Raw genomic sequence first — 12,046 nt, forward strand, 5'->3', positions numbered from 1 at the left:
GGGGATTTCCTTTCAACCGGTGAATTCGTAGTCGTCGAGGTCGAACGTCCGGCTGCGGCGCAGCACGTGGAACCCGGACTGCGGACGGACGTAAGGTGCGTCGCCGTGCCGGTCGAAGTAATAGGAATTGGCCCGCGCGCAGCTCGGCTGGGCGAGGATGGTGCCCTTCATGCGGTCCCGCATCCGGGCGGTGAATTCGTCGTGCGGGCGGCGCCTGACCACCATGCGGGCCGCCCGGCGCCGGCGCGCCTCCGCGACGCAGCGCACGATGTGGGTGCTGCCCGCCTCGATGATCGAGAACCAGGACGCGCCGGTCACCGTGTACGGGCCGTTCATGAGCCAGAAGTTGGGGGCGAGGGGCGAGGCGACGCCCTCGTAGGTCTGGTAGCGGTGCTCGTCCCAGTGGGCGCCCAGCTCGGTGCCGCCCAGGCCGACGACCGGGAACGCGGGCATCGCACCGATCTGCAGGGTCTTGAAGCCCGTGGCCAGGACCAGGGTGTCGATCGGCCGCTCGCGTCCGTCCCGTGTCACGATCCCGTGCTCGGTGACGCGCTCGATCGGGTCGGTGACCAGCTCGACGTCGTCGCGCATGAACGTGGGGAAGTAGCGGTTGGAGAACGAGGGCCGCTTGCACCCGAAGCCGTAGCGTGGCGTCAGGGCGCGCCGGAGCCGGCGGTCGGGCACCTGGCGGCGCAGGTGCGCGCGGCAGATCAGCTCGGTGCCGCGCACCAGGAACGGCACCTTGCCGTAGTGCACGATGCCCAGCACCATGATCACTTCGGACCCGACCGTGGTGACCAGCCGGGCGAGCGACTGGACCGGCGGCACCGCCCGGAACAGCGCGCGCACCCCGCGCGGGACCGTGAAGTCGATCTTCGGGAACACCCAGATCGGCGTGCGCTGGTAGACGTCCAGATGCGCGGCGACGGGCGCGATCTCGGGGATGACCTGGAGCCCGGACGCACCGGTGCCGATCACCGCGACCCGCTTCCCGCGCAGGTCGTGGCCGTGGTCCCAGCGGGCGGTGTGGACGATCTTCCCGGCGAACGTCTCGATGCCGGGGATGTCCGGGTTCTTGGGCTGGTCGAGCGGCCCGACGGCGCCGATCAGGAACCGCGCGACGATCTCGCCGCGATCGGTGTGGACGCGCCACACGTCGGCGTCCTCGTCGAAGACCGCCCGCTCGACCTTGGTACCGAGTCGCAGATGCGGCCGCAGCCGGTACTTGTCGGCGCAGTGCTCGGCATAGGCGCGCACTTCCGCGCCGGGCGCGAACGCCCGCGTCCAGGACGGGTTCGGCTCGAACGAATAGCAGTACGTGGTGGACGGAATGTCGACGGCGACACCCGGATAGGTGTTGTGCCGCCACACGCCGCCGACGCTGTCCGCCGCGTCCAGGATGACGAAGTCGCGCACGCCCTTCTGCCGCAGCCGGATGCCGACGCACAGCCCGGAGAAACCGGCGCCGACGATGACCACCTCGTGGTCGGGCTCCATCCGGCGCCACCTCCCCAGCCGAGATACCGACGGTATTTAGAAGTTGGACGAGGTGTCAATACACTCGTGCAGAACCGCCGTCGCCGCGCAGATACCGTCGGTATCCGAGCGCTCACGCCCCTACGATGGCGGAATGGCACGACTGACCAGGGCGGAGAGCCAGGCGCGCACCCGCGAACTGCTGATCGCCACGGCCCGGCGGCTGTTCCTGCGTGACGGGTATCACGCGACCACGCTGGAGAAGGTCGCCGAGGCCGCGTCCTTTTCCAAGGGCGCCGTCTACTCCAACTTCGGCACCAAGGACGAGCTGTGCCGGACGGTCATCGACGCCATCAGGGCCGAGCAGGTGCAGGCCATCACGGACGCCTTCCTCGGCGAGGGCTCCGACGAGGACCGCCTCGCCGTCTTCGAGGCGTGGGCCGAACGCACGATCGGCGACCCCGGCTGGACGCTGCTGGAGGCCGAGTTCGCCATCCACGCCACCCGCCGCGACCCGGAGCTGCGCGCCGAGGTCGCGGCCGGCGGCCGCAGCTGGGCCGGGGCCCTCCGCCTCCTGCTGGAAGAGGAGGCCGGGCGGCGCGATCGCCCGCTCCCCCTGCCCGCCGACGAACTGGCCGACGCCCTCCTCAGCCTCGGCATCGGCCTCGGCCTGCGCCGCGCGGTCGACCCGGCCCTCTCCCCGCACGCCCTGACGAACATGATCCGCCTGCTGCTCGCCCACCCGACCTGATCTAGCGGCCGTCGTCGGGGAGGAAGGACGCGAGGGCCCGGCGATTGCGCTGGAGGCCGTCGATGCGTCCGTCCAGGGCGGCGAGCTCCCGGTCGAGGAGGTCGCGGATGTCCGCGCACCAGTCGAACTCCGGCCCGTCGCCCCGGGTGCAGGGGAGCACCTGCCGGATGATGTCGGTGGACAGGCCCGCGTCCAGCAGGACGCGGATCTTCCGCACGGTGGTCACGGAGTCCTCGCCGTAGTGCCGGTACCCGTTCGCGCCGCGCGCGGCGTCGAGGAGGCCCTGCTCCTCGTAGTAGCGCAGCAGCCGCGCACTGACACCGGTACGCCGGGCCAACTCCCCGATCAGCATGTCACCGTCCCAGGTTGACCTTCTCACCGATGTGAAGCCCTAACGTCGTCCCGCGAAAGCTCATTCCGCCTGATGGAGGCACTCATGGCCTTTTACACCGTCCAGCGCAATGGCCTCGCGGCCACCGCCGATGATCTGGCGCCGCTGGCCTTCGCGGGTCACGCCCACTTCACCGCCATGCAGGTACGCGGCGGCGAGGTCCGCGGCCTCGACCTCCACTTGGAACGGCTGCGGTCCGCCTCGGCGGAACTGTACGGCCGCGCATTGCCCGACGACCGGATCCGTTCCCTTCTGCGGACGGCACTGGCAGCGAGCCCCGCAGACGTCTCGCTGACCGCCACCGTCTACTCGGCGCCCGGCGAATTCACCGCGGACGACACGACGGAACTCGACGTCCTGGTCCGAACCGGCCCGCCCGCGTCCGGCCCGGCAGGACCGCTCGCACTGACAACGGTCGAGTACGAACGGCCCGTGCCCGCCGTGAAGCACGTCGGCGAGGTGGCCAAGACGTACTACATGCGCAGGGCCGTCCGGGACGGCTTCGACGACGCCGCGTTCATCGACCGCCGGGGCCGGTTCAGCGAGGCGACGATCTGGAACCTGGCCTTCTGGGACGGAGACTCGGTCGTATGGCCCGACGCCGAGATGCTGACCGGAACGACGATGGGAATCGTCCGCCGCCAACTGACCCGATTGGACGTCCCTCAGCGCACGCAGGAAATCACCCTCGCCGACCTGCCCGCCCTCGCCGGCGCCGTCGTCATGAACTCATGGACGCCAGGCGTGGCCGTCCACCGGATCGACGCCCTTCCCATACCGGAAGCACCGCGCTTCCTGGAACTACTCCACCGGGCATACGACGCGGAACCATTCACGAAGCCCTGAAACTGCTGGGCGCCGCCGTCGTCTACCTCGGCCTGGTGGTACCACCGGTAATCGATTCGCTGAACAGCCGGTGAGCTACGGCTGGAGTGCCAGATCGCGCTGATACCAGGTGCCCGGCTTACCGCCGAGGTCGGCCGGGTCTGCCGGGCCCACCGCGACGAACCCGGCGTTGGCCAGCACCCTCGACGAGCACATGGAAGGCACCGCTCCCGGCCTCCCGCTCGGCCAGCAGTGCCCTGTGTTGCTCAGCGAACCGATCGAAGTACTCGTCACCACGGTCGGAGATCGAGGCGGCGAAGTAGGCGCGGTTCTCCACCTCGAAGGCCAGGACCGCCGAGGCATGGTCAGCGTGCAGCCGCTGCATCTCGGGCACCCGCCCGACTGTACCCAGCCGAAACATTGAGGGCACCTGATTACCCGACCGACAGTCAGGGCCCACAACAACCTACAACTGGGCCACTGGGTCGATAGGCCATGATTGGCGCTGAGGCGATCGGCTGTCGGAGGAGTGCCGTTGAGCAAGACAGTTCCGGTGATCTCCGGTGACGCGATGTTCTGGGCTTATGACGTGGCCGTCGGGGTTCTCTTCATTGAAGCGGCGCGCGTCGGGGCGGAGGCACCGGCGGACGAACGGCCGGCATGGTGGCCGGAGCTGGAGCAGGATCTCCGTACGCACGCGGTGGTGGGCAGCAGTTTCGCAGTCCTGCTGGACGACTTCGGCGAGGACCGCCGACAGATGTTCCTGCACTGCGTGGTGGAGGCAGCTCGCCGGATCGAGGCCCGCGGCGGCATAGACAGAGCCGAGGTCTCGACCTGGCCCGAGTTGGAGGAGAGCGCGGCCAGTTTTCTGCGCGGTGCAGAGCACATCGACGCAGCGCCGCTAGTCGAGCTGGCAGCGGCGCTGGTCGATCTGGCCGCCGGTACTCTCCCACCCGCTCCGGCTGGGCGAACCTGGTACTACGGAACCCCAGAAGGCCGGATCACACTAAGCGCCGCCCCACCTGAAGACCCTAATAAGCATTAGCGAGGCCGCAGGAGTCACCAAATCGCGACTACAAGCACGCCATGGCCGTTCCCAGATCATGATGCGAGAGCGGGCGCCGGGTCTTTTTGGGAACGTGTGCGGGCTCGGACGAGCCAATGCGCGACGACCAGGAGGATAGCGCCGACCGGATACCAGATGACATCGGTGAGGTCGAACTGGGCTCCCAGCAACTGGCGTGCGAACCAACTGCGTTCGGACACAGCCCCGGGTATTGGGGTGAGCTGCGAGAACTCGATGAACCAGCAGTATGCGACCACGACGCCACCGGCGGTCAGCGGGAGGATCGACGGCCTGACGAAGATCACTATCGTATAGACGATGGCGGCGGAGAAGGCGGCACCGGAGTACTGCTCGATGGGCCCGTCCATCAGGGCGCGGATCAGGTAGGCCGCGCCTGCAAGGCCGACCGCCGACACAACCATCAGCAGCCGAGTCCAGCGCGCTGTCAGCGACATCGCGCAATCATAACGCCGACGCAGAGCACATCAACGCGCCTCAGGTAGAACTGCCCTGATGCACTCAAGATTTCTTGAGAGCCTCAGCAAGGCCCCGAAAGTCGCCACGACTTACCACGATCTTGGGGCCGGCAGTGTCTCTGCTGTCGCGGATTGCAACCATGTCCCCGTTGGCCGCCACCTCGATACAAGCATCTCCAGACTCGTTGCTGCGAGAAGCCTTGCGCCACACCGTGCCGGTCGAAGACGTCCTCATAGGTTCTCCCCAGTAGAGAGACCGCTAGAAGTTCAAGCCCTTGATCGCCTCGGCCAGGAGCCGGAAATCAGCGCTGCTCACGAAGATTTTGGGGCCACTCGGGTCCTTGCTGTCTCGGACAACTACAACGCCCGAGGCGGATGCCAGTTCAATGCATTGGTCTCCGTCATCGTGACTGCGGGAGGCCTTGCGCCAGGTTGCTCCACTCAGGTCCATCTTTCTTCAATCACCTTCCTGATCAGTGCCCGCGAGTCCTCGGTGTTAAGTGACTGCGCATTCAACGTGTGCATCACTTCGCTGATCTTCGCAAGTTCTGACGGATCACGCGTCGTTTCACCTCCTGTAGCTTTGACGATGTAGGCGATCTCACTTCTGTCGCCCTGGGTCGCGATGGTGAATGAGGCTCGCACGCCTCGGTAATAGCGTGTCCTGGCGATCTGCAGGAAGATGCCTTCCCGAAGAGACAGCTCGATCAGGTACTCGAGTTGCTCGCGCATGACCTCCTTGGAACCGACCTGACGGGACAAGACGCTCTCCTCCATCACCACGCTGATCATGGGGCGGGGCGTTCTAGCCAAAAGCGCCTGACGCTTCATCCGGGTAGCTACCGCGTCCTCGCTGACCAGTAGGACACGAGCATACGCCTCAGTCTGAAACAGCCCATAGACCAGATAGTTCTCATACACCCGCAACTGGTCAGCTGACGCCTCGGCCTTCGGGAACGCCACGAAGTGGGACGGGTACCTGACCTGCTTGATCTGCTCCAGAAGGTCGTCCCAGGCCTGGACGATCTCGCCTCCGGCGTTGAGGACCTCGTCGACGCGTTCGGCGAAGTCTCGGCGGCACTTCGTCCGGCCGCACTCGACATGGCTGATGTAGGACCGCGCGACGCTGACGAGGTCCGCCAGTTGGCCCTGCTTCAGGCCGGCAGCCTCGCGAGCCCGCTTGACCACCATCCCGAAGCCCGCCAGCTCGGAGTCGATCTTCGGCCGGGCGCCACCGGATGCGGACATGGCTGCTCTCCTCACAGATGCTAGTAGCGAGCTAATAGCTGCTACTCGAATGTGGGCACTGAACGACTCTCCTGAATTTTACGGCGCCACATGACTGGATGGTGGTTGTTCGATTACTCAGGGTGATAGTGGCGGGTTCTTCCGGTTTGAGGGATTGGCCCGTTCGCGATCGGCCTTCGTCCAGGCTGGAGGGGATTACCGGTGCCAGCGGTCATGCTTGTGCCAGAGACACCGCCGCTCATTCTGGAGCCGTGCGACGAGGCGCCCGCGAAAGCGCGGCGCTACCTCATCGACCGGTTCCGCGAACTCGGGCACGCCGACGACTTCGTCGGGCGGCTCGTGGTTACCGAGTTGGTTACCAACAGCTACAGGCACGTCGGGACGGGGCACATCGTCGTCCGCGTCTTCGCGGACGTGCGCGAGCCGCTCACCGTCATCGAGGTCTGGGACCAGAGCCGGTCCCTCCCGGTCGTCCAGGGCGAGGACCACTACGCCGAAGGCGGGCGCGGCCTGCTGCTGATGGCCGAACTCGTCCACGACTGGGGCGTCCGGCCGCTCAACGAGGAGGGCAAGGTCGTATGGGCCCGCTGCGCCCGCTGAACACCCCGGCGGGCCGCCACCTGCTGCGGTGGCGGACCCGTCTGGGACGCTCCACCGCCATCCGCGACCTCGACCTGCTCGCCGTCGCCCTCCAGGCCAGGAGCTACCGGTTCGTCAAGCTCTACCAGGCCGACGAGTTCCCCGGCCGTCCGCCGCTGCTGTGGGTCTTCGCGTTCGGGTTGGACGATCACGTGCGCGTGGCGGTGGGCGTCCAGGCCGTGCGCGGGGGCGGTTGGGCCTACTACGAGGCCGGACGCGGCGGGCGCGGGTACCTCTCGCCCTGCGGTGACACCGAGCGCGCCGCCGATCAGGTCGACGGCCTGCTCAAGCACCGCATGTTCCCGTCCACCTGGTGACCGCCGTCAGGGCGTGGGCGGCGATGTCATCTTGCGTAGGCGGATCGTGGCGAGGAGCAGGAGGCCCCAGCCGACTGCTTCGCACAGCAACTGGACGGCCATGTGAATGCTGAAGGCACCCGCGAAGGATGTCCCAGTCCCTTGCAGGACGTTCAGGAATAGGGTCGTCAGGGAGCCGGTGAGGGTTCCGGCGGCGAGGACGATGTACGCGGCGCCGGGCATCCTGCCCTCGCCCCGGCGAGCGGTCAGCAGCACGATTCCGCCTGCGAGGATCGCGATGCCGCAGGCGACGCCCACGAGTGTGTCGGCCAGGAGGAAGATGCCTTCCATCAGTGTGCTCCCGTCAGGTCGGTGGCGCGGGGTGCCGGGCGGAGGCGGCGGAGCCGGCCGAGGAGGCCGGCGAAGATCAGAGCGAGGCCGGCGACTCCCGCGACGTTGCTGAGGATGTCGACTGCGCCGGTCACGGCAACGGCCGTGGACGTGTCGTCCGTGTCGAGGGTCAGCCAGCCGGCCATCGGGGCGCAGACGGAGAGGGCCGCCGCCGCGATCTTGCAGCCGAAGCCGGACGCCAGCAGGGCCCCGGTGCGCGGGGCGGTGCGGCGCAGCTTCAGCGCCACCACCAGGCCGGCGACTGCCAATACGACGTGGACGAATATCCAGACAAGCCCCAATGCCCCGAGGACTGCCGCTTCCATGATCGCCTCCTGTTCCCGCCCGGTTCCGGAACGTGCTCGAACCCCCTATGACGATCATGAGTCGGGCGGGGTTCGGACGTCCGTGCCGTCGCTGTGGGCCGCCCGGAATGCGGCACTATGCTGATCTTCCTCATGTGGAACGCCATCGCGCAGAGCGGCATGGAGCTGGGCGGCCGGTACCTGCTGGAGAGGCTCATCGGCCGGGGCGGCATGGGCGAGGTCTGGCAGGGGACCGACCGGCGCCTGCGCCGCCCGGTGGCCGTGAAGGTCCTCTCCCCGGACGCGGCGACGGGCGACACGGCGGTAGCGCGGCTGCGCCGCGAGGCGGAGGCCGCGGGAGCGCTGCAGCATCCGGCCATCACCGTCGTGTTCGACGTCGGCGAGGAACCGCTCCCGGACGTCCCCGGCGGCCGCCTGGTCTACCTGGTGATGGAGCTCCTGGACGGCCGGGACCTGCGCACCGTCCTCGGCGTCGCGCCCGGCGGGCTGCCCGTCCCGCAGGCGGTGTCGCTGGCCGCGCAGGTCGCCGAAGGGCTCGCCGCCGCGCACGCGCGCGGGGTGGTGCACCGCGACGTCAAGCCCGCCAACCTCTTCGTGCTGCCCGACGGCCGGGTCAAGATCTGCGACTTCGGCATCGCCCGGCTGGTCGACGGCACGCGGCTGACCATGGACGGCAGCACGATCGGGACGCCCCATTACATGGCGCCCGAGCAGTTCGGCGGTGAGGCCGGCCATCGCGCCGACCTGTACTCGCTGGGCTGCGTCCTGTACGAGCTCCTGACCGGCACACCGCCGTTCAGCGCCGAGGGCGGCATGGCCAGGCTGATGTACCAGCACCTCAACACGGCGCCCGCACCCCTGCCCGATTCGGTGCCCGCAGACGTGCGCGCCCTGGTCGCCGAACTGCTCGCCAAGGACGCGGCGGACCGTCCGGCCGACGCCGCGACCGTGGCCCGGAGACTGCGCGGCGGGGAGCCGGAGGCGTCGTCTCAACGGCTCCCAGCACCGCAGCACACGCCGACGGCATGGCAGGTTCCGGCCCGGCCGGCCGGCGGGGCGACTCGGGTCGACGCCCGCGGTGGACGGCGCGGTGGGCGCGGCCTGAAGATCGCGGTCGCCGCCGGGGCCGCCGTGCTGGTCGCGGCGGCGGGCGTCGCGTTCGCCCTCTCGGTGAACGGCGCGGAAGCGGGAGGAGACGGGAAGCCCTCATCGCCCCCTGCCGTGGCCGACCGGGGCGCCGCCGTGCCGACCGTCGACGGCTGGCACGTGATCACCTCCGCCGAGCGCGGGGTGGCCTACGACGTGCCTCCCACCTGGACGCCGGGCGCCGCCGGCTACGAGATGGCCTACTTCGACGACGCGACCGAGAAACCGATCATCGGGGCGGCGAGCGTCGCCTACATCAAGCAGGAGACCGGGGACGGCAACGGCTGCTACCTCGCCCTCGCCGGCGTCCGCGGCGGCAGCGGCGGGATCGTCGACGCCGCGCCGGGGCAGGCCGGCGCGCTGGCCGCGGAGGCGGGCAGGCAGGCGCGGCAGTGGGCCGTGGGCGCGTTCAGTGTGGGGGGCGTCCCTCCCGTGCTGGACGCGGGGACGTCCCGCACCCTGACCCTGACCGGCGGCGTCCGGGCGCAGGTCCACTCGTTCACGGTCCGGTCGGTGGCGGGCGCCGACTCGTGCAACGCGACCAGGCCCGGGGCGCGCGTCCATGTCCTGACGGCCGCCTCGCGGGTTCCGGGACGCGACGGCGGGCCGTTCGCGTTCTCCGTCCTCACCGGGCCGGACATCCGGTTCGCCGAGCAGGACGTGGTCGAGAAGATCCTCCGGAGCGTCCGCTCCACGAAGTGAGGCCGGCAGACACCAGGGTTCGGGTACAGCCCGTCCGGGCTTCCGGCGGAAGGGTGGAAGGCCGGACGGGCTGATATTCGGACGTGCCGCCCATGACGGGCTGCGCGCCGCGATCAGATTAGGCCACGTCATCGGGGACGGTTCTCGCGGGTCCGGGCCGACCGGTGCGGGGCCCTGTCGCGGCGAAAAGCCATGCCCCGCTGATGGCGATCAGCGGGGCATGACCTTGGCTCTGGTGTTCGTCGCCGCCGTGTCGGCGAGATGGGCCGATCGGGCGGCTCCTGCGGCCTTAGGACGGCCTCGTGAACCGGGTTACGGCTGGATCTGCGGAGCGGCCTGGTCCTGCGGGGCCATCTGTCCCTGGTCCTGCGGGGCCGCCTGGTCCTGCGGGGCGGCCTGGTCCTGCGGAGCCATCTGGCCCTGGTCCTGCGGAGCGGCCTGGTCCTGCGGGGCCGCCTGGTCCTGCTGCGGGGCGGCCTCCGGGGCCTCCGGGGCAGCGCTCAGCTGCTCGGGCGCGGCCTGCTCCTGCGCCTCGCCCTGGTCCTGCGGCTGGGCGGCCTCCGGCTGGGCGGCGGCGCCCTCCTGGGGCGCGGCCTCCTCCTGCGGCGCGGCCTCGCCCTGCTGCGGCGCGGCCTCCTCAGCCTGCTCCGCGGCCTCCGGCTGGGCGGCCTCCGGCTGGGCGGCGGCGTCCTGCGCCTCGGCCTTCTCGCCGCCCTTGCCGTCCACCTTCACGGAGTCCTGCTCCGCGCCCTCGACCTCGATGACGACGGGGCCGGTCTTCTTGCCGTGGACGTGCGGCTTGATGTCGCCGGTCTTGACGGGCTTGTTCCCGAGCTTCGGCGACGCGTGGGGCGACTTCTCGATCTCGGCGTAGTTCAGGTCGCCGGGACCGTTCTCCACGATGTAGCGAGGCTTGATGTAGATGTGGACCTCCTGCGGCGGCCCGGCTTCCGCCGAGGCCGCGGGAACGGCCAGGAGGCTGCCCCCGACGGCCAGTGCGACGACTGCCGCCGCACGAGCTATGCGTTTCATTCCATTTCCCCCTTTTTTGTGAACCTGGTTCGCGTACCGCGAACGCTTGTTGATCATAACAAGACGATTACGCGGAACTGAATACGGGGGGTCGATAATTCTCGGAGACCCGCCACCCGCAAAACCGACTTGCCGTCAGTTTGCAGATCGACAGTAATGCCGGATTTCCAGGTCACCGGGTTCGATGTCCGGGCCGTGTGAGGCCGCGCGCCGGCATCCGGCGGGGTCCCGGCCCTCCGGCGCGACGGAAGAAGGACCCTTGCGCGGGCCTGTCCGCGGTGGCGTCGCCGATGCCCGCAGGCACCTGATGCGGGTTCTCCGATCTCCTGCCGATACCGCGCGGCCGTGGCCTGCCCCCTGTCCGGCGAGCATCGCCTGCGCCCTGACCTTCCGCAGGTCAACGCCCCGGGAGGGCCTGACCGCGGCGCGGTTCGGCACTCCCAGGTAGCCGAGGAGCTCCGGCGGCTGCGCGGGCGGGGCCCGGCCCGGGACGGTGCCGAACACCCCCGTCCACAGGCTGAGGAGACCGCCCCAGGGGACCGTCACGGTGTAGCCGGCGGCGACCTTGAACTCGGTGCCGAGACTCCAGGACCTCCGGGTCACCGGCGCCGCGGCATGCGCCTCGACGCGTCCCCCGGTCAGCGATATCGGCCTGGATCTGAACCGGGTACGGAAATTGCCCGTCTTGGCGTCCATATAGCCCCGCATCACGCCATTCCGGGAAAGCGTCAGGCCGAAGTCGGGCGGCCTGAGGACGTGCAGTCTCCCGCTCATGGAGGCCCGCGCCTCGAAAGCCAGACCCGCGTCGGGCCGGCCCACTGCCGAGCCCACGGAAAAGGAGCCTCCCACACCGGCGCCGCCTTCGAAAGTGAAAGCAATACCGTCCCGGGTGAATGAACTCGCCACGCCGCCGCCAAGGCCACGGTAAAGGCTCACCTTGAAAACGAAGCCGTCCCCGTCCAAGGGTATGGAAAAGGCGTGCCGGGGGACGTGGTCGCGATCGCCGGCGTGCCGGCCGTGCGGCGCGGGCCGTCTGCCGAAGAACGGGGCCCGCGGCGGCCCGGGGCCGTCCGTCATCCAGGAGCAGGACGGGTCGGCGGCGCAGCCGCAGGCGCTACCGGGGGCCGTGCGCGACCCGAGGACGATCGCCATCGCCGCGGCGGCCAGGACCACCGCGGACACCGTGACGATCCGGACATGCCCGCTCCGCCATGCCTGCTCCATGATTCCTCAGCCCGCACACCTGATTCACCCGCACAGAACAGCAGCATCATAACGGCGT

17 protein-coding genes are annotated in these 12,046 nt (G+C 69.3%); 6 read left to right on the forward strand and 11 right to left on the reverse strand.

The window, feature by feature from the left end; all coding sequences use genetic code 11:
- Nucleotides 1–12: 12 nt before the first annotated feature.
- On the reverse strand, nt 13–1,497 hold the full coding sequence (locus AB0K34_RS01530; protein ID WP_138636652.1) for an NAD(P)/FAD-dependent oxidoreductase: 1,485 nt from the start codon (nt 1,495–1,497) through the stop codon (nt 13–15).
- Nucleotides 1,498–1,630: 133 nt separating this feature from the next.
- Between AB0K34_RS01530 and AB0K34_RS01535 the strand changes: the two genes are divergently transcribed.
- Entirely contained in the window at nt 1,631–2,227 is a 597-nt protein-coding gene (locus AB0K34_RS01535) for a TetR/AcrR family transcriptional regulator (RefSeq protein WP_138636653.1), read from the forward strand.
- Nucleotide 2,228: 1 nt separating this feature from the next.
- Here the strand turns inward: AB0K34_RS01535 and AB0K34_RS01540 are convergent, their stop codons facing one another.
- On the reverse strand, nt 2,229–2,579 hold the full coding sequence (locus tag AB0K34_RS01540) for a MerR family transcriptional regulator (RefSeq protein WP_138636654.1): 351 nt from the start codon (nt 2,577–2,579) through the stop codon (nt 2,229–2,231).
- A gap of 84 nt (nt 2,580–2,663) precedes the next feature.
- On the opposite strand from AB0K34_RS01540, the gene AB0K34_RS01545 reads away from it, so the two are divergent.
- Nucleotides 2,664–3,464 (forward strand): aminotransferase class IV family protein, encoded by an 801-nt coding sequence (locus tag AB0K34_RS01545; RefSeq protein WP_138636655.1) that lies wholly within the window; start codon nt 2,664–2,666, stop codon nt 3,462–3,464.
- A gap of 118 nt (nt 3,465–3,582) precedes the next feature.
- Here the strand turns inward: AB0K34_RS01545 and AB0K34_RS01550 are convergent, their stop codons facing one another.
- Entirely contained in the window at nt 3,583–3,837 is a 255-nt protein-coding gene (locus tag AB0K34_RS01550; RefSeq protein WP_205719242.1) for a hypothetical protein, read from the reverse strand.
- 141 nt (nt 3,838–3,978) lie between these two features.
- Between AB0K34_RS01550 and AB0K34_RS01555 the strand changes: the two genes are divergently transcribed.
- Nucleotides 3,979–4,488 carry a hypothetical protein gene (locus tag AB0K34_RS01555; protein WP_138636656.1) on the forward strand — a complete coding sequence of 170 codons (510 nt, stop codon included), beginning with the start codon at nt 3,979–3,981 and terminating at the stop codon, nt 4,486–4,488.
- A gap of 56 nt (nt 4,489–4,544) precedes the next feature.
- Here AB0K34_RS01555 and AB0K34_RS01560 read toward each other — a convergent pair whose 3' ends face one another.
- From AB0K34_RS01560 to AB0K34_RS01575, 4 genes are all read right to left on the reverse strand, one after another.
- A complete protein-coding gene (locus AB0K34_RS01560; protein ID WP_138636657.1) occupies nt 4,545–4,964 on the reverse strand; it encodes a DUF2809 domain-containing protein in 420 nt (139 codons plus the stop codon).
- A gap of 64 nt (nt 4,965–5,028) precedes the next feature.
- On the reverse strand, nt 5,029–5,220 hold the full coding sequence (locus AB0K34_RS01565) for a DUF397 domain-containing protein (protein ID WP_138636658.1): 192 nt from the start codon (nt 5,218–5,220) through the stop codon (nt 5,029–5,031).
- Nucleotides 5,221–5,244: 24 nt separating this feature from the next.
- Entirely contained in the window at nt 5,245–5,436 is a 192-nt protein-coding gene (locus tag AB0K34_RS01570; RefSeq protein WP_138636659.1) for a DUF397 domain-containing protein, read from the reverse strand.
- Nucleotides 5,427–6,233 carry a helix-turn-helix transcriptional regulator gene (locus AB0K34_RS01575; protein WP_138636660.1) on the reverse strand — a complete coding sequence of 269 codons (807 nt, stop codon included), beginning with the start codon at nt 6,231–6,233 and terminating at the stop codon, nt 5,427–5,429. The genes AB0K34_RS01570 and AB0K34_RS01575 overlap by 10 nt, the downstream gene beginning before the upstream one ends.
- A 213-nt stretch (nt 6,234–6,446) precedes the next feature.
- Here AB0K34_RS01575 and AB0K34_RS01580 point away from each other — a divergent pair, with 213 nt between their 5' ends.
- On the forward strand, nt 6,447–6,833 hold the full coding sequence (locus AB0K34_RS01580; RefSeq protein ID WP_138636661.1) for an ATP-binding protein: 387 nt from the start codon (nt 6,447–6,449) through the stop codon (nt 6,831–6,833).
- Nucleotides 6,812–7,189, forward strand: a complete 378-nt coding sequence (locus AB0K34_RS01585; RefSeq protein WP_138636662.1) for a hypothetical protein — start codon at nt 6,812–6,814, stop codon at nt 7,187–7,189. The genes AB0K34_RS01580 and AB0K34_RS01585 overlap by 22 nt, the downstream gene beginning before the upstream one ends.
- Before the next feature lie 6 nt (nt 7,190–7,195).
- Here AB0K34_RS01585 and AB0K34_RS01590 read toward each other — a convergent pair whose 3' ends face one another.
- Both AB0K34_RS01590 and AB0K34_RS01595 read right to left on the reverse strand, forming a co-directional pair.
- Nucleotides 7,196–7,519 carry a hypothetical protein gene (locus AB0K34_RS01590; protein WP_138636663.1) on the reverse strand — a complete coding sequence of 108 codons (324 nt, stop codon included), beginning with the start codon at nt 7,517–7,519 and terminating at the stop codon, nt 7,196–7,198.
- Nucleotides 7,519–7,884, reverse strand: coding sequence for a hypothetical protein (locus AB0K34_RS01595; protein WP_138636664.1), 366 nt, complete (start codon nt 7,882–7,884; stop codon nt 7,519–7,521). Before AB0K34_RS01595 ends, AB0K34_RS01590 begins: the two co-directional genes overlap by 1 nt.
- A gap of 117 nt (nt 7,885–8,001) precedes the next feature.
- On the opposite strand from AB0K34_RS01595, the gene AB0K34_RS01600 reads away from it, so the two are divergent.
- Complete coding sequence (locus AB0K34_RS01600; protein WP_364544529.1) at nt 8,002–9,732, forward strand: serine/threonine-protein kinase; 1,731 nt, start codon at nt 8,002–8,004, stop codon at nt 9,730–9,732.
- A 312-nt stretch (nt 9,733–10,044) separates the two neighbouring features.
- Here AB0K34_RS01600 and AB0K34_RS01605 read toward each other — a convergent pair whose 3' ends face one another.
- Nucleotides 10,045–10,764 carry a hypothetical protein gene (locus AB0K34_RS01605; RefSeq protein WP_138636666.1) on the reverse strand — a complete coding sequence of 240 codons (720 nt, stop codon included), beginning with the start codon at nt 10,762–10,764 and terminating at the stop codon, nt 10,045–10,047.
- A 135-nt stretch (nt 10,765–10,899) separates the two neighbouring features.
- Nucleotides 10,900–11,988, reverse strand: coding sequence for a hypothetical protein (locus tag AB0K34_RS01610; RefSeq protein WP_364544532.1), 1,089 nt, complete (start codon nt 11,986–11,988; stop codon nt 10,900–10,902).
- Between the last annotated feature and the right edge of the window lie 58 nt (nt 11,989–12,046).

This window comes from Actinomadura sp. NPDC049382, assembly GCF_040677125.1.
In the GTDB taxonomy this organism is placed as follows: domain Bacteria; phylum Actinomycetota; class Actinomycetes; order Streptosporangiales; family Streptosporangiaceae; genus Spirillospora; species Spirillospora geliboluensis.